Annotated in this window: 16 protein-coding genes; 10 read left to right on the top strand and 6 right to left on the bottom strand. The window is 63.7% G+C overall.

Going from position 1 to position 17,563, the window contains the following annotated elements:
• The first annotated feature begins 9 nt into the window (after nt 1–9).
• From QX048_RS27970 to QX048_RS27960, 3 genes are all read left to right on the top strand, one after another.
• Nucleotides 10–882, top strand: coding sequence for an alpha/beta fold hydrolase (locus QX048_RS27970; protein ID WP_315827362.1), 873 nt, complete (start codon nt 10–12; stop codon nt 880–882).
• Nucleotides 883–1,608: 726 nt separating this feature from the next.
• A complete protein-coding gene (locus tag QX048_RS27965; RefSeq protein ID WP_315827467.1) occupies nt 1,609–2,661 on the top strand; it encodes an alpha/beta hydrolase in 1,053 nt (350 codons plus the stop codon).
• Nucleotides 2,662–2,763: 102 nt separating this feature from the next.
• Nucleotides 2,764–3,741: a sensor histidine kinase gene (locus QX048_RS27960; protein WP_315749676.1), complete on the top strand. Its 978-nt coding sequence runs from the start codon at nt 2,764–2,766 to the stop codon at nt 3,739–3,741.
• 77 nt (nt 3,742–3,818) lie between these two features.
• Here QX048_RS27960 and QX048_RS27955 read toward each other — a convergent pair whose 3' ends face one another.
• The 3 genes from QX048_RS27955 to QX048_RS27945 all read right to left on the bottom strand — a co-directional run bounded on the left by QX048_RS27955 (nt 3,819) and on the right by QX048_RS27945 (nt 8,928).
• Nucleotides 3,819–4,322, bottom strand: coding sequence for a DUF4262 domain-containing protein (locus QX048_RS27955; RefSeq protein ID WP_315749674.1), 504 nt, complete (start codon nt 4,320–4,322; stop codon nt 3,819–3,821).
• Nucleotides 4,323–4,474: 152 nt separating this feature from the next.
• The gene (locus QX048_RS27950) at nt 4,475–7,966 is read right to left on the bottom strand and encodes an indolepyruvate ferredoxin oxidoreductase family protein (protein ID WP_315827361.1); all 3,492 of its coding nucleotides are present in this window, start codon (nt 7,964–7,966) and stop codon (nt 4,475–4,477) included.
• Nucleotides 7,967–8,283: 317 nt separating this feature from the next.
• Nucleotides 8,284–8,928 (bottom strand): trimeric intracellular cation channel family protein, encoded by a 645-nt coding sequence (locus tag QX048_RS27945; RefSeq protein ID WP_315749670.1) that lies wholly within the window; start codon nt 8,926–8,928, stop codon nt 8,284–8,286.
• A 149-nt stretch (nt 8,929–9,077) separates the two neighbouring features.
• On the opposite strand from QX048_RS27945, the gene QX048_RS27940 reads away from it, so the two are divergent.
• Nucleotides 9,078–9,482, top strand: a complete 405-nt coding sequence (locus tag QX048_RS27940; protein ID WP_315827360.1) for a hypothetical protein — start codon at nt 9,078–9,080, stop codon at nt 9,480–9,482.
• A 171-nt stretch (nt 9,483–9,653) separates the two neighbouring features.
• Entirely contained in the window at nt 9,654–9,971 is a 318-nt protein-coding gene (locus QX048_RS27935; RefSeq protein ID WP_315749667.1) for a hypothetical protein, read from the top strand.
• A gap of 102 nt (nt 9,972–10,073) precedes the next feature.
• On the opposite strand, the gene QX048_RS27930 is transcribed toward QX048_RS27935, so the two are convergent.
• Both QX048_RS27930 and QX048_RS27925 read right to left on the bottom strand, forming a co-directional pair.
• Nucleotides 10,074–10,892 carry an isocitrate lyase/phosphoenolpyruvate mutase family protein gene (locus QX048_RS27930; RefSeq protein WP_315827359.1) on the bottom strand — a complete coding sequence of 273 codons (819 nt, stop codon included), beginning with the start codon at nt 10,890–10,892 and terminating at the stop codon, nt 10,074–10,076.
• 46 nt (nt 10,893–10,938) lie between these two features.
• Nucleotides 10,939–11,253, bottom strand: coding sequence for an NIPSNAP family protein (locus QX048_RS27925; RefSeq protein ID WP_315827358.1), 315 nt, complete (start codon nt 11,251–11,253; stop codon nt 10,939–10,941).
• Nucleotides 11,254–11,328: 75 nt separating this feature from the next.
• On the opposite strand from QX048_RS27925, the gene QX048_RS27920 reads away from it, so the two are divergent.
• Nucleotides 11,329–12,027: a winged helix-turn-helix domain-containing protein gene (locus QX048_RS27920; RefSeq protein WP_315749664.1), complete on the top strand. Its 699-nt coding sequence runs from the start codon at nt 11,329–11,331 to the stop codon at nt 12,025–12,027.
• A gap of 111 nt (nt 12,028–12,138) precedes the next feature.
• Nucleotides 12,139–13,143 carry an alpha/beta hydrolase gene (locus tag QX048_RS27915; RefSeq protein ID WP_315827357.1) on the top strand — a complete coding sequence of 335 codons (1,005 nt, stop codon included), beginning with the start codon at nt 12,139–12,141 and terminating at the stop codon, nt 13,141–13,143.
• Nucleotides 13,144–13,241: 98 nt separating this feature from the next.
• Here the strand turns inward: QX048_RS27915 and QX048_RS27910 are convergent, their stop codons facing one another.
• Nucleotides 13,242–13,601, bottom strand: a complete 360-nt coding sequence (locus tag QX048_RS27910; RefSeq protein WP_315827356.1) for a twin-arginine translocation signal domain-containing protein — start codon at nt 13,599–13,601, stop codon at nt 13,242–13,244.
• Nucleotides 13,602–15,169: 1,568 nt separating this feature from the next.
• Here QX048_RS27910 and QX048_RS27905 point away from each other — a divergent pair.
• From QX048_RS27905 to QX048_RS27895, 3 genes are all read left to right on the top strand, one after another.
• Nucleotides 15,170–15,868 carry an N-acetylmuramoyl-L-alanine amidase gene (locus QX048_RS27905; protein WP_316200784.1) on the top strand — a complete coding sequence of 233 codons (699 nt, stop codon included), beginning with the start codon at nt 15,170–15,172 and terminating at the stop codon, nt 15,866–15,868.
• Nucleotides 15,869–16,423: 555 nt separating this feature from the next.
• Complete coding sequence (locus QX048_RS27900; RefSeq protein WP_315749656.1) at nt 16,424–16,777, top strand: hypothetical protein; 354 nt, start codon at nt 16,424–16,426, stop codon at nt 16,775–16,777.
• 16 nt (nt 16,778–16,793) lie between these two features.
• Nucleotides 16,794–17,519, top strand: a complete 726-nt coding sequence (locus QX048_RS27895; protein ID WP_315749654.1) for a hypothetical protein — start codon at nt 16,794–16,796, stop codon at nt 17,517–17,519.
• Nucleotides 17,520–17,563 lie beyond the last annotated feature (44 nt).

The following is a 17,563-nucleotide window of genomic DNA, read 5'->3' as shown; positions in this document are numbered from 1 at the left end:
GGACGAGGCGTGGGTGAGACGGGATCCGACGGTGTTTCGAGCGAGGATCTGACCCTTCCGGCCGTCGATGGCTTTGCGCTCGCGGGCACCCTGTTCATGCCGCGCGGCACGCCGGCGCATGCCGTGCTGATCAATTCCGGGGCAGCGATCCCGCGCCGGATCTATCGCGGCTTCGCTGCTCATCTTGCCCAGCAGGGTTGCGCGGTTCTGACTTACGACTATCGCGGGATCGGCGGCAGCCGTCCCCGCTCCCTGAAGGGCTTTGCGGCCTCGATGACCGACTGGGCCGCACTCGACATCACCGGCGCGGTCGGTTGGATGCGTGCGCGCTACGGTGCGCTGCCGCTGCGCTATGTCGGCCACTCCTTCGGCGGCCAGACGCTCGGCCTGCTCGCCAACAACACCGAGGTGTCGCGCGCCCTCTTCATCGCCTCGCAGGCCGGCTATTGGAAGCTGATGGCCCCGGGCGAACGCTGGCGCGTGGCGACGATGCTCAACGGCGTTGGCGTCCCGCTGACTCATGCGCTGGGTTACACGCCGGGCTGGAGTGGCGTCGGCGAGGACCTGCCGAAGGGTGTCTTCCTGCAATGGGTGCGCTGGATCATGAGCCCGCGCTATCTGTTCGATGACGCATCGCTGCCGCTTGCCAACTACGCCAACTTCAAGAGTCCCGTCCGGGCGCTGTGCCTCGCCGACGATCCCTGGGCCACGCGGCCCGCGGTTGAGCTGCTGTGCGCTGGTTATACGGGCACGACGCCGGAGCTGCTCGGCATCGCGCCGCAGGACGTCGGGGCGTCCGCAATCGGCCATATGGGCTTCTTCCGCGCGGCGCATCGCGACACGCTGTGGCGCAGCGCGACGGAGTGGCTGCTCGAAAGCTGACGCGATCGGTTCGTCATAGCCCATGAGCGAGCGCTCCCGCGGCAGATGCTGCCCGAGCTGTGCTGATGTCGTTCACCCTCATCACGTCGGAGGGCGCAGGGAAGGCCAGGCGTCGGCTGACGCCTGCGGCCCGCCTGCGAAAAAAATGCAGGCGGCAGGTACCACAGGTGCAGCCGAGAACGCCCGGCCTTCCCTGCGCGACGGTCTTAACGCTTATACGCAGTCTGCCTGGTGCGCCGTGCTTGTTGGCCACCATTCGCGACAATGCTTGCGCATTGCGCGGGACACCAGCATCGGGGTGTCAGCACGCTGCGACTTCACGTCCGCGCCATGCCGTTCGTCGGCGCGTCCGAAGACACGCTGCGGCACAAGCGCGGCCATCGCTCCCCGCCTCGCGTGTCGTGACGATCGCGCGCAACGCCCCTCCGAGTGAGGCGGGATGCGCGCATCAAAACACGATTTCTGAATTTCGTAAAGCAGATTCTGCCCGACGGGCCGTTTGCGCAAGGCACATCTGGGGGGGTCCTGCCTCGAGCCGGCGGGTGCAGAAGCCGGACCGATTGCGCTGGTCGAGCTCGGCCGGACCGCTCGGAGGTCGACCTACACCCCGACCATGCGTGCCAGGACGGCACGACGGAACGAACCGCGTGACCGGCCGTTGCCCCTGCGCTGCATCATTTCTCGGATCCTCCGGGTGTCGTGCACGCCTTTCCATGAGGGCAGATGATGACCGCAGCCCGGACCACAGCGCGCGCGCTCGCGGCGTCGACGCCCAGCCGCCTGACCAACTCGACACCCTCCCTCCAGCCGCTGGCGCGTCGCAGCCGGTCGCTGGCGAAGACTCATCCATTTCTTCTGGCGGCAGCGGCGGCCACGGCCGTTCTGGCCGTCACAGCACTGATCAATCGCCGCCTCGCCAAGTCTGCCGAGCGGGCCAATCCTCCTGCCGGCCAGTTCATGGACGTCGACGGCGTCCGGCTGCACTATGTCGAGCGCGGCACCGGCGTGCCGCTGGTGCTGCTGCACGGCAACGGCAGCATGATCCAGGACTTCGCCTCCAGCGGCCTGATCGATCTGGCGGCGCAGAACTACCGTGTCATTGCGTTCGACCGGCCGGGCTTCGGCCACAGCGACCGGCCGTGCAACGTCGTGTGGACGCCGACGGCGCAGGCCGGGCTGATCAAGAGCGCGCTCGATCGCCTGGGCGTCTCGGAGGCCTTCGTCCTGGGTCACTCCTGGGGCGCATCCGTCGCCGTCGCGCTCGCCCTCGAACATCCGGCCATGGTCAAGGGCATGGTGCTCGCCTCTGGCTATTACTATCCGACCTTCCGGTCCGACGTGGTGGCCGGATCGGCTCCGGCCATTCCCTTGCTGGGCGATATCCTGCGCTACACCATCTCCCCTCTGATCAACCGGATGATGTGGCCGCTGCTAATGGCCAAGCTGTTCGGCCCGCGATCGGTTCCGGCGAAGTTTGCCGGCTTCCCCAAGGAAATGGCGGTTCGCCCGTCGCAGATCCGCGCCTCCGCCGCGGAGGCCGCGCTGATGATTCCCGATGCTTTCCGCTTCAGGAGAGCGTACGGTGAGCTGAAGATGCCGGTCGTGATCGTTGCCGGTGATCAGGATCGCCTGATCGACATCGACGCCCAGTCCAGACGGCTTCATCACGACGTCAGCCACAGCACCTTTCGCCGCGTGCGCGGCGCCGGCCACATGGTGCATCAGACGGCGACCGAGGCCGTCATGTCCTCGATCGACGAAGTCGCAGCGGCGGCGTAGTCGGAGGGCGAACATGGCTGCGGCTGCCGGATTGCGGGATCCGTAGCCTGCAGAGCGGCGAAGAAAGCGGGGACCGAACTCATGGCGGCCGAGGACGCGTGCATGCCGATCTGGCACGAAAAGCATCTGCGCGCTGCCACCAAAGCTGCCGGCGTGGCCCTGTGGTCGTGGAACGTCGACACCGACGCGATCACGATGGACGAGCGCGCCTATGAGCTGTGGGAGGTGCCCAAGACCAAGAGCAGGATCACGTTCGAGGTGCTCTCCCAGAACATTCACCCCGCCGATCTCGAACGGGTGAGATCGGCGTTTTCAGCGACACGGGCGATCGTCGGCGCTTATGAGATCGATTTTCGCATTCTCGCGGATGGCGAAATCCGCTGGATCTCCGCCCGCGGCCAAGGTGACGATGCCGACATCGCCGAGCGGCTGATGTTCGGCATCTTCCTCGACGTGACCCAGCGCAAGCAGGCCGAAGAAGCCAACGAGCTGCTGGCGGGCGAGATGAGCCATCGGGTCAAGAACCTGCTGACGATCGCCACCGCGCTGACGCAGATGACGTCGCGCACGGCGGCGACAAAGGAGGACATGGCCCACGAGCTCGCCAGCCGGTTGATCGCGCTGGGCCGTGCCCAGGATCTGATACGTCCGCGGCCGGGCGGGACGAACCAAGCAGCCCTGCTCGGCGATCTCGTCTCGGTGCTGCTTGCCCCCTATGACGAGAAAGGCGCCAGCGTCCGCATCCGCGTGTCGGTGCCCAAGATGAATGTCGGAGAACGCTCGAGCACGACATTGGCACTGGTCATCCACGAGCTCGCGACCAACTCGGCGAAATACGGCTCGCTGTCGGTTTCGAGCGGCACGCTGGACGTGTCGTGCAGCGCGCATGACGACGAAGTGGTGATCATGTGGACCGAGCGCGGCGGGCCGCCGAAGTCGGCCGACACCACCGAAGGCTTCGGCAGCAAACTGATCCATCGCAGCATGAACGCCCAGCTCGGCGGCACCATCGCCTTCGACTGGTCCGCCGAAGGCCTGGTCGTGACGCTGCGCATGAGCCGGGAGCGGATGGCGAACTGACACGGCGGAGGCGGAAGCTGGCACCGATCGCATGATGGTGGGCACGGCGATTGCGTGCCTTTACGATGGCCGCCGGACTAGCGTGCGCAGAGGCCGGACCAATTGCCTTCCGTGAGATCGGGCTGGGCTGCCCGGATGTCGACCGGCGCGTCCGACGACCATGGAAAGTGTCCGTCGCGATCGGGATAGACCAATTGCAGACATTCGAAACCGTTACCGCCGTAGAACCAGCGGCTCCAGCCGAGATGATTGCGATAGTGCTGTTGCGCGACGGGTAGCAACACGGCGGGGATGTTCTTGAACACATCGCCGGACTCACTGCCGATGGGGATACGCCGTCCCGCTTCGAGTTCATGATACAGATGCCAGAAGACATCCTGAGCGATTTGTCCCCGCAGCGAGAAGACAATCAACTCGGGATGGCCAAACTTCAACCAGAAGCCGGTTGTGTAGGCGAAGCCAGGCCCTTCAGCGTCGGCTCCGACACGAACCGCGAACCAGCCGTGCTCACGAATATTGGCGACGAACTTCCGCTCATGCTCGTCAAGCTTCTCCGGATCAGCATCGAGCGCAGTGTGCATCGGTTGTGCCTCTTACGTTCGTCCAGACGATTCCATCCTGCGAGCTGTCCGTGAGCGCCGGCATTGCGAGCGAAGCGAAGCAATCCAAGGCATCACGCGGACTCTGGATTGCTTCGTCGCTCCGCTCCTCGCAATGACGGAGAGGCCAAGCCTTACTCCGCCGCCATCTGCCTTGGCGCGGGCGGTGGATTGGCGAGGTCGGCGGCGAGCTGGGCGTAGCGCGCCTTGGCGTCCTGCACCGCCTTCTCCTTGACCGGGCCGTAGCCGCGGATCTTGTCCGGCAGCGACAGGAATTCGACGGCGATGTCGACGTTGGCAGGCGACAGCAGGTTCAGCACGGTGGCGACGTCTTTCTCATAGCCGGCGATCAGGTCGCGCTCCATCTTGCGTTCGGCCGCGTAGCCGAAGACGTCCAGTGGTGTGCCGCGCAGGCCCTTCAGTTTTGCCAGCAGGCGGAACATCTTCATCATGCCCGGCCCGAAGCTGCGCTTCTTCGGCCTCCCTTGCGGATCGAGGCCGGAATTGAGGATGGGCGGTGCGAGGTTGAAGCTGATCTTGTAGTCGCCCTCGAACGCGTCATGGAGCTGCTTCTCGAAGCTGCCGTCGGAGAACAACCGCGCCACCTCGTACTCATCCTTGTAGGCGAGCAGCTTGGCATAGTTGATCGCCACTGCGCGCGGCAGCGCCTCGCCGTAGCCGCCCTTGTCGGCGGCTTCGCGCACCTGATCGACCAGCTTGCGGTAGCGCTTGGCGAGCCGCGCATTCTGATAGCCGGTAAGGTACGCCATGCGGTGGGCGATGATCTCGTCGAGCGTCATCGCCTCAAGCGATTTCGGCGGCACCGCCTCGTCCTTGCCGGTCATCATGTCGGCGAGCCGCTCCGGGTTGACCACCGCGAGGCGGCCGAGCCGGAACGCCTCGGTGTTCATCTTGACCGCGACGCCGTTGATCGCGATCGCCTTCTCGATCGCCTCGGCCGACAGCGGCAGCAGGCCCTTCTGGTAAGCGTAGCCCATCATCATCATGTTGGTGGCGATGCTGTCGCCAAGCAGCGCCTCGGCCGGCTTGGTGAAATCGAGGAAGGTCGAGTCCTTGTGCAGCGCCGTTTCCAGCAGGCTCGTCACCTTGCGGTTCTGGAAATTGAAGTCGCGGTTGAGCACGAAATCGGCGGTCGGAATCAGATGGCTGTTGATGACGCCATGGGTGCGCTCGGCATCGCACAGCGTGATCGTCTCCTTGGCACCCGCCACCACCTCGTCGGCGGCGATGACGAGGTCGGCGGTCCCCGTGACGATGCGCGAGCAGGTCACGTCAGCCGTATTCTCGGAGAGGCGCACATGGCTGAGCACCGCGCCGCCTTTCTGCGCGAGGCCCGACATGTCGAGGATCATCGAGGCCTTGCCCTCGATGTGCGCGGCCATGCCGAGCAGCGCGCCGATCGTCAGCACGCCGGTGCCGCCGACGCCGCCGACGGCGACGTTGTAGGGCCGCTCCAGTGACGGCTTGGTCAGCGGTTCCGGCATCTCGCCGATGTCGCCGAGCTCAGCTGGCGCGCGGCTGCGCGGCTTGCCGCCATCGATGGTGACGAAGGACGGGCAGAAGCCCTTCACGCAGGAATAGTCCTTGTTGCAGGACGACTGGTTGATGACGCGCTTGCGGCCGAGCTCGGTCTCCAGCGGCTCGACCGAGATGCAGTTCGACTGCACCGAGCAGTCACCGCAGCCTTCGCAGACGGCCGGATTGATGAAGACGCGGCGCTGCGGATCCTCCATCGTGCCGCGCTTGCGGCGGCGGCGCTTCTCGGCGGCGCAGGTCTGCACGAACACGATGGCCGAGGCGCCCTTGGTCTCGCGCAGCGTCTTCATGACGTTTTCGAGCTCGTCGCGGTGCGCGAGCTTGACGCCGGGCGCGATCGTTTCGGCCGGATAGGCGTCTGGATTCTCCGAGACCAGGTAGATCTCGCGGATGCCCTCGGCATGGAGCTGGAAGGTGATCTGCTGCGGCGACAAATCGCCGTCATGGCGCTGGCCGCCGGTCATCGCGACCGCGTCGTTGTAGAGGATCTTGTAGGTGATGTTGGCCTTGGAGGCGATCGACTGGCGGATCGCGAGGCTGCCGGAATGGAAATAGGTGCCGTCGCCGAGATTGGCGAAGATGTGCTTCTCGTCGGTGAACGGCGCGATGCCGACCCACGGCACGCCCTCGCCGCCCATATGGGTGAAGGTCTCGGTGTTGCGGTTCATCCACAACGACATGAAGTGGCAGCCGATGCCGGCCAGTGCGCGGCTGCCCTCGGGCACCTTGGTCGAGGTGTTGTGCGGGCAGCCCGAGCAGAAATACGGCGTGCGCGCCACCGGCGAGACCAGTTGCATCTGCGAGGCGTCGCGGCCGTTGAACCAGTCGGCCTTGGCGCGCAGCATCGCCTTGATCTCGGGGTTGAGGTCGAGGCGGAGAAGACGCTCGGTGAGCGATGTCGCGAGCGAGGCGACGGAGAGCTCGGTGGCAAACGGCAGGAAGCGCTTGTCGTGGTCGTCCATCTTGCCGACGATGCGCGGGCGGACGTCGTCGCGCCAGTTGAACAGCTCCTGCTTGACCTGGTTCTCGACGATCTCGCGACGCTCCTCGATGATGAAGATCTCCTCGAGGCCGACCGCGAACTGCCGCACGCCTTCCGGCTCCAGTGGCCAGGGCATGCCGATCTTGTAGAGGCGAAGCCCGATCCTGGCGGCGACCTCCTCGGTGATCCCGAGCTCGCGTAGCGCCTGGCGGATGTCCTCGTAGCTCTTGCCCGACGCCATGATGCCGTAGCGGGCGTTCGGTGAGTCCATCGTGATGCGGTTGACCTTGTTGGCGCGGGCAAAGGCGATCGCGGCAAAGCCCTTGTAGTCCTGCAGCCGCCGGTCCTGCTCGAAGCGGTCATCCGGCCAGCGCAGATTGAGGCCGCCCGGCGGCATCTCGAAATCGGCGGGGATGACGAACGGCGTCATCTCGTCGTTGAGGTTGATCTCGGCGGTCGTCTCCACCGTCTCGGTGATCACCTTCATTCCGACCCAGCAGCCGGAATAGCGCGACATCGCGATGCCGAGCAGGCCCATCTCGATCATCTCGTGGATCGAGGACGGATAGAGATAGGGCATCAGCGCCGAGATGAAGGCATGGTCGGACTGATGCGGCACGGTCGAGGATTTGGCGCCGTGGTCATCGCCGGCGAGACAGAGCACGCCGCCGTTCTTGGCGGAGCCGGCGGCATTGCCGTGGCGAAACACGTCGCCGCAGCGGTCGACGCCGGGGCCCTTGCCGTACCAGATGCCGACGACACCGTCATACCTGCCGCCGGGCGACAGTGCGAGTTGCTGCGAGCCCCAGATCGCGGTCGCCGCGAGGTCCTCATTCACGCCGGGCTGGAACTTGATGTTGTACTGCTCGAGATGCTTGCGGGCCGAGAACAGCTGCTGGTCGTAGCCGCCGAGCGGCGAGCCGCGATAGCCGGAGATGAAGCCGGCGGTATGGAGGCCGGCGGCGCGGTCGCGCCGGATCTGGGCCATCGGCAGCCGCACCAGCGCCTGGATGCCGGTCAGGAAGATGTGGCCGGAGCTTGCGGTGTATTTCTGGTCGAGATTGATCTCGCTCTCGTTGAGTCCCATTCCGCCCTCTTGCCGTGCCTTGTCGGGGTGCGCGGCTGCCGCCGGCCGGCGGAAGCGCGCGTTCTGCCAATCATTTATGTCTGCTTTTGAAGAATGCGCATCACAAATCTCGTCTGCGCAGGGCAGCCAACCGAAATCGCAATTTCGTGGCGGGAGCCGGCTGCGGCTTTTGCGGTTTGTGTCGAAAACGGCCACTGCCGCGAAATGGGATGATGCGCACCATGGCTTTGGCGGCTCGGCGGACGGTTAGTGAACCGTTGTGGCCGGCACGATTCTGGCCCGAAACGAATTGTGCGATGCGACAAGACCGCGGTCGTTCATCCCCGATCGTCGCCCGCGAATACGAAGCGCGGCATGTTCCATTTGTAGCGGATCGCGAGCAGCCGGAACGACAGTCCGAGCGCGAAGGTCAGCGCCGTCCACCATCCGCTGGCGATGCCGAGCGACAAGCCGGTCGCATAGACCAGGCCCGTGACGAGGGACACGCTGGCGTAGAGCTCGGCGCGAAACAGCAATGGCACGTCATTGCACAGGATGTCGCGCAGCACGCCGCCGGCGCAGCCCGTGATCATCCCGGCGACGATGACGATGCCGATCGGCACGTTCATCTGCCAGGCGATGTCGCAGCCCGTCATCGTGAACACGACGAGGCCGACCGCATCGAGAACGAGGAACGCCATGGTCAGCCTGTGAACCAGGCGCGCCATGGCGATCGTCACGAACGGCGCCAGCACGGTCAGCAGCAGCAAGGACGGCTGCTCGACCCAGGCAAGCGGATAGTGGCCGAGCAGCACGTCGCGCAAGGTGCCGCCGCCGAGCGCGGTGATCGCCCCCAACAAGCAGACGCCCATCCAGTCCATACTGCGGCGTCCCGCCGCCAGCGCGGCCGTCATCGCCTGCGCCGCCAGCGCCACCCAGGTCAACAGATGCAACACGCTGTCACCGGGCGGCAGGTTCCACATCGAAGGCTCCAACAACAGGACGGAGAATCGCAGTGCACGCGAGGCACCTTAGCGCGCGGTGCAACGGATCGACTGGGGAATTCGTAAGGTTTCGCGGAACAGAGCCGGGGCCCGACTGGTTGTCGGGTGACAATCGCAAGGAGGACATCATGGCCAACGAACGGCTCCCGAACGAACGCTATCCCGACGGCATGAACCGGCCGGACATGACGACGCGGCCCGGCATGCCCGGTGCCGACATGACCGGCGCCGACTACGAGCGCGCGGCGCGGACGGACAGCCAGCTGCAGCCCGATCCCGAGTTGAGGGAAGGCTCCGCCTCGACCGGCCGGATCGCAGCGTACGCCCTGGGCATCGCGATCCTGCTCGGCGCCGTGTTCTACGGGCTGAACAACATGTCGATGCGCAACGATCAGGCGAGCACTACGCCGGCCTCGCAATCCGCCTCGACCACCAAAGATAACACCTCGCCCGGCGTGACGACCGGCGCCGCGGGAGATCGCACCACACCGCCGCCGGCGGCCCCGAGCGACAAGCCCAACGCCGTCAAATAATCTCGCGGACGGCAATCAGCGGTCCCACTCCTGGGCGGCGGGTGAACAATCGCCCGCCGCCGTTTTTTGGCGAGTCCTCCAACAAATTACGCGGCGCGTGCGAGGGCCGCCATGGAACCATAGCAGCGCGAACCGATTGGCTCATTGACACTCTCACCCAGGAGATACGTAATGAAAGCTCTCTCCATAGCTATCGCAGCCGCGGCAAGCACGCTGGCCGTGACCGCCGCTTCGGCGGCACCGATCTCTCCCGTAGCCTCGGCGGTCCCGCAACGAGACATCCAGAACGTCCGGATGGTCTGTAACGAGGAAGGCCGCTGTTGGCGCGAGCGCAGTGAACGCCGCGTCATCATTCAAGGCGAAGATCGCGATTCCTACGCGTACGCTCCGCGTGAGCGCTACATCGAACGGCGCGGCTACGAAGACCGCGGCGGCATCGGCTTCCGCGCCCCGGGCGTCAGCGTCGGCATCGGAACGGATCGCTACTAAGCGATTTCAGCAAATCAGACTGAAAAGCCGCGGCAGAGTCCGCGGCTTTTCTACAGGCGGATGAGATCAGAATCTGCGGGAGGACGGGCGCGCAGCCTGATCTCAACCGAAGAGCTTGTTCAGCTCGCCCCCGGGATAGCCATTGGCCAGTTCGGTGAAGGTGCCCTGCTCGGCCATCTCCTTGGCCGCCCGGACGAAGCCGGCCCAGGCCACCCGCGCCAGCGAACCGCCGACGCTGATGCGGCGCACGCCGAGCTCGGCGGCCTGGCTCAATGACAGACCCGACGCGCCGATCAGCAGGTTCACAGGCTTGGGCGCCACCGCGTTGACGACAGCCGTGATCTCCTCGACCGTCTTGATCCCCGGAGCGTACAGACAATCCGCGCCGGCCTCGGCATAGGCCGCGAGGCGGTCGGTCACGAGCTTGAGGTCGGGCTTGCCCCAGAGAAACGCCTCGCAGCGGCCGGTCAGCAGCACGTCCCCACCGCTTGCATCGATCGCCTGACGTGCGGCGCGGATGCGCGTAACCGCCAGTTCGCGCGCGTAGAGCGGATCATCCTTGTCACCCGTGGAGTCCTCGATCGACAGACCGGCGACGCCGGTGGCGACCGCGCGCGTGACGTTGGCGGCCACGCCCTCGGGGGCATCGGCGAAGCCGCCCTCGAAATCGGCGTTGACGGGAATGTCGACCGCCGCGGACAGCGCCGCCAGATGCGCGAGCATCTCGTCGAGCGTCGTGCCGGTGTCGGCCTTGCCGATCGACCACGCGAAGCCGGCGCTGGTCGAGGCGACCGCGTTGAAGCCGAGATGTTGCAGCATTTTGGCCGTGCCGGCATCGAACGGGTTCGGCAGCACGAAGCAGCCGGCCTCGTGCAGCTTGCGAAAGGCCGCGCGCTTGTCCGCCGTGTTGATCAACGTCATGTCATCCTCCCATGCATCCTCGCGTTGCGGCAGCATAGAGCCGCGATCATTGCGCCGCCAAGACGTTGCGCAAGAATGTTCGCTCTTCGCCCAGAATGAGCTTGTGCTCCTCGGCCAGCGCAAAGTTCGCCCGGCCCTCAGCATCGCCGCGCAAGGCTGTACGATAGCGCTCGTAAGCTGCGAGACTGTCGAATGAAATCAGGCCGTAGGCGATGTCGTTGGTGCCTTCATGAGGCATGAAATAGCCGATCAGGTCGCCGCCGCAACGGGGGATGATCGACAGCCAGCGCCTGGCATAGGCCTCGAACACGTCGCGCTTGAACGGATCGATGCGATAGCGGATGAAGACGGTGATGGTCATGACAACCTCCGGTGAGTTCTGTATCGTCGACACTATCCGCTTGCCGGGCGAGAATGCTTCGGCTAGCATCGAAGTATGAAATCAGGTCCGGACATTGCGATGGTGGCGGCGCTGGTCGGCGATCCCGCCCGCGCCAACATGCTGACTGCGCTGCTCTCGGGCCGTGCGCTGACCGCGACCGAGCTCGCCCAGGAAGCGGGCGTGACGCCGCAGACGGCGAGCTCGCATCTTGCCAAGCTCGAAGGCGGCGGCCTGGTCGAGCCGGAGAAGCAGGGCCGCCACCGCTACTACCGGCTCGCCGATCCCGATGTCGCCGACGTGCTGGAGAAGCTCGCCGGCCTTGCCGCGCGCGCCGGCCACATGCGGGTGCGCACCGGGCCGAAGGAGCCGGAGCTGCGGCGAGCACGCATCTGCTACGACCATCTCGCCGGCGATCTCGGCGTGCAGATGCTCGACAGCATGACGCGGCAGAAGCTGGTCCGCCGGCGCAAGCAGGAGATCGTGCTGACCGAGGACGGCAAACATTTCCTGTCGCAGCATTTGCGGATCTCGCCGGAAATGCTGGCGCATCCGCGCCGGCCCGTGTGCAAGGCCTGCCTCGACTGGAGCGCGCGGCGGCATCATCTCGCCGGCACGCTCGGCGCAGCGTTGATGAAGCGCTTCACCGAGCTGAAATGGGCGGCGCGCGATGCCACCCCAGGCAGTCGCGTGGTCAATTTCAGCCGCGCCGGCGAAAAGCATTTCGCGGCGCTGTTCGGTCCGGCCGAAGACTGACGATCACGCGCTCTTTATCGCAGCGTGGCCCTCGTGCCTTGCGGCCAAGGCGAACGCGGGGCACGGCGTGACGGTTGACGACCATCTCGTCACGTCCGTCGTGGAGTGTTCATGTCGCGTTTCGCTGTCGCCTTCTGTGCCGCCCTGCTCGCCCTCGCCCCGACTGTCGCCCCGGCGGCGGAGGCACCGCGCGAGCCCTATGGCATCAATCTCGAAGGTTTCCCCTATCCGTATCCGGTCGGCCTGCTGCCCCTGGTCAATGACGGCGAGCAGCTGCGCATGGCCTATATGGATGTGGCGCCGGCGCAGCCGAACGGCCGCGTTGCCCTGCTGCTGCACGGCCGCAACTTCCCCTCGAGCTACTGGGCGCCCGTGATCAAGACACTGACCGACGCCGGCTTCCGCGTCGTGGTGCCCGACCAGGTCGGCTTCGGCAAATCATCCAAGCCTGCAGGCGAGCTGCATTTCGACACGCTGGCGCGCAACACCATGACGCTGCTCGATCACCTCGGCATCGCCAAGGCGGATATCGTCGCGCATTCGATGGGCGGCATGCTGGCCGTGCGCATCGCCCGCGCCTATCCCGACCGCGTCGCACATCTCGTGCTGACCGCGCCGATCGGGCTCGAGGACTATCGCGTCTACGTGCCGCCGATCCCGTCGGAAAAGATCATCGAGAGTGAGGACCGGCTGACGGCGGACGGCTATCGCAAGCAGTTGGAGACCAACTACGCGCTGAAGCTGCCGCCGGAGCAGGTCACGCCGTTCATCGATGCACGCTTCAACCTGAAGCAAAGCGCCGACTATTCGCGCTGGCTGAAGAGCTTCGTCAGCTCCTATCAGATGATCTACCGCGAGCCGGTGGTGCACGAGATCCCGCTGCTGACGCAGCCGACGCTGTTCATCATGGGCGCGGACGATCACAACGCGCCGGGACGGCCCAACGCGCCCGAGGCCTCGAGAGCGAAGATGGGCCAGAACGCCGAGCTGGCAAAGGGCCTAGCCAGCCGGATGGGCGATGCGCGCGCCGAGGTGGTCGCCAATGCCGGCCACCTCGTCTTCCTCGATGCGCCGCAGACGTACGACCGGCTGCTGCTGGACTTCCTCGGCAGGTGAAAGCAAACAATGAGCGACAGGGATCGCGCCACGCCGACCCCTGCCGTGTTGCGGTCACACGCCAGAAACTGCGCTTTCTCGCAATGCGGCTGCGCCGATCACCAATGGTGGCGGCGATGCCAATGGCGGTGCCAGTGCCGATGATGGTGGCGCCAGCCCCAATGACGGCGCCGCCAACCCCAATGCCGCCGGCGCCAGCCCCAATGGTGGCCGTGACCATGGTGTCCGTGATGATGACCGTGATGCCCCCAGCGAACCTGCTCCGGCGCGAGCCGGTCGGCCTCATCCTGCGAACCGACCGCGGGCTCGACGTGCTGATCCCTGGCTGAAGGCGCCGCCTCGTTCAGCGGCAATGGCGAGAGCGGCGCAGCGACTGCATCGGTGGTGCGGAGCACGGCGCCGGCCGCCGCCGCGCAGCCGAACCCCAATGCCAGCTTGAGGAAGTTCCGTCGTTCCATCGCACGCCTCCATGATGCACGAGCCAGGGCATGAAGGGAGTATTCGACCGATCACCTGAACGTGAGCTGAACTTAGTCGATCACGGCCAAATGGCGCGCACATGATACCATCGACACGTCGTCCCCGTGATCCGAAAGGGCCTCTACCGGCGGCACCGATCATGGGTCGACCGTCTGCGCCAGCACGACCTCGCGCGCATACGCATCGCACCCGGCCGATCGCGATTGAAGTCCGCGATCAGCCGCGACATCTCGCGCCGCCGATCGCGCGCTCCACCGCGGCGCCATCGTCGAGCGGCGCGGCTGACGGCGGTGCAGCGGCCGACGGGGTTGCAACGAGTGCGACGCTTGCGGCGACCATACACCCCAATGCCATAGCCACGTGCAGCAAGCCCCGACGTTCAATGTTGCCGACTACGATTCAGGACGACGCTTGTGAGTGAACGCTTGAATAGGCGGAGAACTACGCGTTCGGATGACCAGCACGTAACGATCGGACATGGCGCAGCAATAGTGATCCGGCCTCGGGAGAAGCGTACGCGGTCCAGGTCGAGTATGGCTTGATCAGCCGCTGGCGAGCGGATTAGACTGAGCACCCGAATTGAAGAAACATTCAGAGCAAGCAGTGTTTTATCGTGCCATTACCTTGGTATTGTTGAGCTCCCTAGCCTCAGCCGTCGGCGCTCAGGCGCAGGGCGATCCAACCCAGATTTTCAACGGCGTGTGGGTGGCAGTTAACCCGCCGGGACCGCACGTCGTGTTTAATACGATCAGCCTGGGTCAAAGAGAGGCTAGTTTGCCGATACTAGGCCAAGCCACGATAGGTCCATCCAATGGAGAAGACGGATCAAATTTCCGAATCTCGGGCCCAGGGTTCACCTGCTTCTACCTAATACTCACCACCAACCAGCGGACAAGAATGGTCTGGGAGCTGAAGAGCGGTGGGGACATCTGTTTCAAATCAGCTGCTTTCGAGCAAGCCGATAGCCCGGTACCAGTACCGGTACCGGCACCGGCACCGACACCGTTACCGCCACCTCCACCGCCTCGCACCCCCGTCTCTCCGAGCTTCTCCTGCTCCGCGCGCTTGAATGAGGCGGAACGAACTGTCTGTTCAGACAGCGGCCTAGCTCAGCTCGATCAAAATCTTGACGCTTTGTATACATCGGCTCAGGCTTACGCTCGCAGCAACGGTGACGCAGCCAGCTCTTCACGACTGGCTGCAACCGAGAAGAGTTGGTTGTCCAACGATCGAAATGCCTGTGCTACGAATATAACTTGCTTGGCGAGCGCCTACTCGAGGCGGATTTCCCAGTTGAAAGCCTGCTTATCTCGGCTTCGCAGTGGTGACGGCTGCTAACAGTTCCCTCGAACAACCGTATGATTGATCGGATCGGTCTCCATCGGCAAGTGCATTAGAAGCGGTGCTTTGGACCGGGGCCTCCATGCGAGCATTATCTTGCCTTCGAGCTGTCCTTCTCGCGAGCAGCCTTAGCAGTATCGCTCCGATACCGACCGCAGCATCACAGTCAGCGTCTGTGCCGCACTGCACATCGATCGCGAAGGTTATGCTGGACGTCGGCCACACGCCTGAGCAACCCGGAGCGACTAGCGCGCGCGGCGTGCCGGAGTTTGAGTTCAACCTCAACCTCGCTCGCAGGGTTTCATTGGAACTTGCAAGGTCGGGGTACCTTGTGAGCGTGCTGGTCATACACGGCATAGGTCAAGAACAGCTACTCAACCGCGTCGCCCAGGCAAAACGCTATTCTCCAACTCTATTTATCTCCATTCATCACGATTCAGTTCAGCCGTTATTCATCCATGAATGGAGCTTCGCCGGACGAGCAAACCATTACAGCGACGAATTTTCCGGCTTTTCGATCTTCCTGTCCGAGCTCACTCCTAAGTTTTCCGAAAGCTTAGCGGCTGCCCAGATTTTGGCAGATGAACTGATCAGGCAAGGACTGCGGCCTTCGTTGCACCATGCGATGAAGATTCCCGGTGAAGGGCGAAAACTCATTGATCGGCAGCGCGGGATCTATCTGAATGATCGGTTAGCCGTACTGAAGGAAGCTTTCTATCCGGCTCTGCTCCTTGAGGCGGGCGTGATCGTCAACCGAGCGGACGAAATCAATCTTCAAACGGAGACAATGCAGGCTCAAATAGCTCAAGCAATCACTCAAACCGTCAGCAGACGTTTTTGCGGGACCAGTGGATCAAAAGCCCCGCCGGGACTGCTCGATGGACACGATTCAGAACGGAAGTAGCCCCGGTCGCTTAGGGCTCCACCCGCCGGTAATCGCCTGCCGCGGCTCTACAGGCCACGTCCGGCCCACCTGTACGGAACGAGAGATTTAGTCCTTCACCGGCAAAAGCATACCGGTAGGCACACCTAAAGCGCGGCCCGACCAGGCAAATATTCGCGCCGCCATCGGCACACCTCTCGACCGATCCGACTCCGTTGAAAACGGTTGCCGCCCCGGAAAACGAAATGTTCAAATCACCATTTGACAGAAAGCGAATATTGTCTCCGGATCCACTCTTGAGCCAGTTGCCGAGCAACCGACCATCGAGAAGGCCTTGAGTTTGCGCTTGGGCTTGAGGCAGGAAAAAGGCTGCGCAGAGGCCGGCCACCAGAAGCTTCGAAGAGAAATCACTCTTCCATACCCTAACTATCAACATACTATCCCCCTCTGCCCTTATTCCGTGCTCAGTCCGGGCCTCGTCAAAACACTGGAAATCCTAATGCAGTGGTTGTAGCCTTGGCAATGCCGCGCATACGGCTTTTTGACCTTAGTATATTAACCTGAAGGGGAAGCGCAATGCGCTGTTTTTTGATAGCTCTTGGGTACCTCCTTGTTTTTGCAACCGCTAACGCTCGGGCGGACGCGCTGGACATTTTCAACGGCGTTTGGGTTTCGGTCAATCCGCCCGGTCCGCACTTCATCTTCAACAAGGTGGGCCTCAACTCTCGTGAAGCCAGCCTTCCTGTCTTAGGACAGGCGGCCATCCGAGTTTCAAACGGCGAGAACGGGTCGAACTTCCTAGTCTCCGGCGAGGGCTTTTCGTGTCAATACTTCGTCGGCAAGATAAACAATAGCGAGATGACCTGGGAACTCAAAGGTGGCTCCTCGGTGTGTTTCCCATCTGCGCATTTCAAGAAAGATCCTCCCTAGCGCGGAGCAGTGAGCGATGCGCGTTCCCGTCTTTCTCGTTGCCGGGGTGACGAGCGTATCATTGGCTTTCTCGACAAATGCGCTCGCCGACGATGCCTTACAAATGTTCGATGGCGTGTGGGTTTCGATCAGTCCGCCTGGACCGCACATCGTCTTCAACAAGATTGGTCAGACGCGCGAAGCTAGCTTACCCAATCTCGGTCAGGCCTCCATCACGAGTTCAAGGGGCGAGAGCGGATCGAACTATCAGATCGCTGGCGCTGGATTTACCTGTTACTACCTCATTCTTACTACGAATGCTCAAGCCAAGATGGTATGGGAGTTGAAGAGTGGCTCAAGCCCTTGCTTCGCAAATGCCGTCTTTGAAAGGGCCGACTCTGAAAATGAGAAGGCCAACTCGAGTGCCCGACCTGCAACGGCGATGGCACCCGCTGCTCTTCAGGCGCCCAACGCAGCTTTAGCACCCAGCCCTACGCAGCCGAACCCGCCCTCAGAAGGGGGCCGCAGGTGCGGCTACTACGCGATAGCATATTGTTCCGAAGATCTGAGTGTCGCCCGCGGAATCAGCGGTGCGCTTCAAGCACAACTCATCGACACAAATGCTCGTAATTACTATCCTAACTTCCGCGCCGGCTGGTACTGTGTCGGAGTCGGCCCGCTGAACAGGGACACAGCCCAGAGCGCCGCACAAGGATACAAGCAGCGCGGCTATCCAACAGCATACTTTAAGAATAGCTGCTGAAGCGCGCCTAACTTTGGTGCCGATCGTCCAGCTTGGGCCGCCCT

It is taken from the genome of Bradyrhizobium sp. SZCCHNS30572, from assembly GCF_032484415.1.
GTDB lineage: Bacteria > Pseudomonadota > Alphaproteobacteria > Rhizobiales > Xanthobacteraceae > Bradyrhizobium.
The sequence above is the reverse complement of the archived record's forward strand: the minus strand, read 5'-3'. Positions and strand labels throughout refer to the sequence as shown.

Coding starts and splice junctions, on each gene's coding strand:
- QX048_RS27955 (WP_315749674.1), bottom strand. CDS start 4,322: ATGCACACTGCGCTCGATGCTGATCCGGAGAAGCTTGACGAGCATGAG.
- QX048_RS27920 (WP_315749664.1), top strand. CDS start 11,329: ATGAAATCAGGTCCGGACATTGCGATGGTGGCGGCGCTGGTCGGCGAT.
- QX048_RS27895 (WP_315749654.1), top strand. CDS start 16,794: ATGCGCGTTCCCGTCTTTCTCGTTGCCGGGGTGACGAGCGTATCATTG.
- QX048_RS27950 (WP_315827361.1), bottom strand. CDS start 7,966: ATGGGACTCAACGAGAGCGAGATCAATCTCGACCAGAAATACACCGCA.
- QX048_RS27930 (WP_315827359.1), bottom strand. CDS start 10,892: ATGACGTTGATCAACACGGCGGACAAGCGCGCGGCCTTTCGCAAGCTG.
- QX048_RS27900 (WP_315749656.1), top strand. CDS start 16,424: ATGCGCTGTTTTTTGATAGCTCTTGGGTACCTCCTTGTTTTTGCAACC.
- QX048_RS27915 (WP_315827357.1), top strand. CDS start 12,139: ATGTCGCGTTTCGCTGTCGCCTTCTGTGCCGCCCTGCTCGCCCTCGCC.
- QX048_RS27935 (WP_315749667.1), top strand. CDS start 9,654: ATGAAAGCTCTCTCCATAGCTATCGCAGCCGCGGCAAGCACGCTGGCC.
- QX048_RS27925 (WP_315827358.1), bottom strand. CDS start 11,253: ATGACCATCACCGTCTTCATCCGCTATCGCATCGATCCGTTCAAGCGC.
- QX048_RS27945 (WP_315749670.1), bottom strand. CDS start 8,928: ATGTGGAACCTGCCGCCCGGTGACAGCGTGTTGCATCTGTTGACCTGG.
- QX048_RS27965 (WP_315827467.1), top strand. CDS start 1,609: ATGACCGCAGCCCGGACCACAGCGCGCGCGCTCGCGGCGTCGACGCCC.
- QX048_RS27960 (WP_315749676.1), top strand. CDS start 2,764: ATGCCGATCTGGCACGAAAAGCATCTGCGCGCTGCCACCAAAGCTGCC.
- QX048_RS27910 (WP_315827356.1), bottom strand. CDS start 13,601: ATGGAACGACGGAACTTCCTCAAGCTGGCATTGGGGTTCGGCTGCGCG.
- QX048_RS27940 (WP_315827360.1), top strand. CDS start 9,078: ATGGCCAACGAACGGCTCCCGAACGAACGCTATCCCGACGGCATGAAC.
- QX048_RS27905 (WP_316200784.1), top strand. CDS start 15,170: ATGCTGGACGTCGGCCACACGCCTGAGCAACCCGGAGCGACTAGCGCG.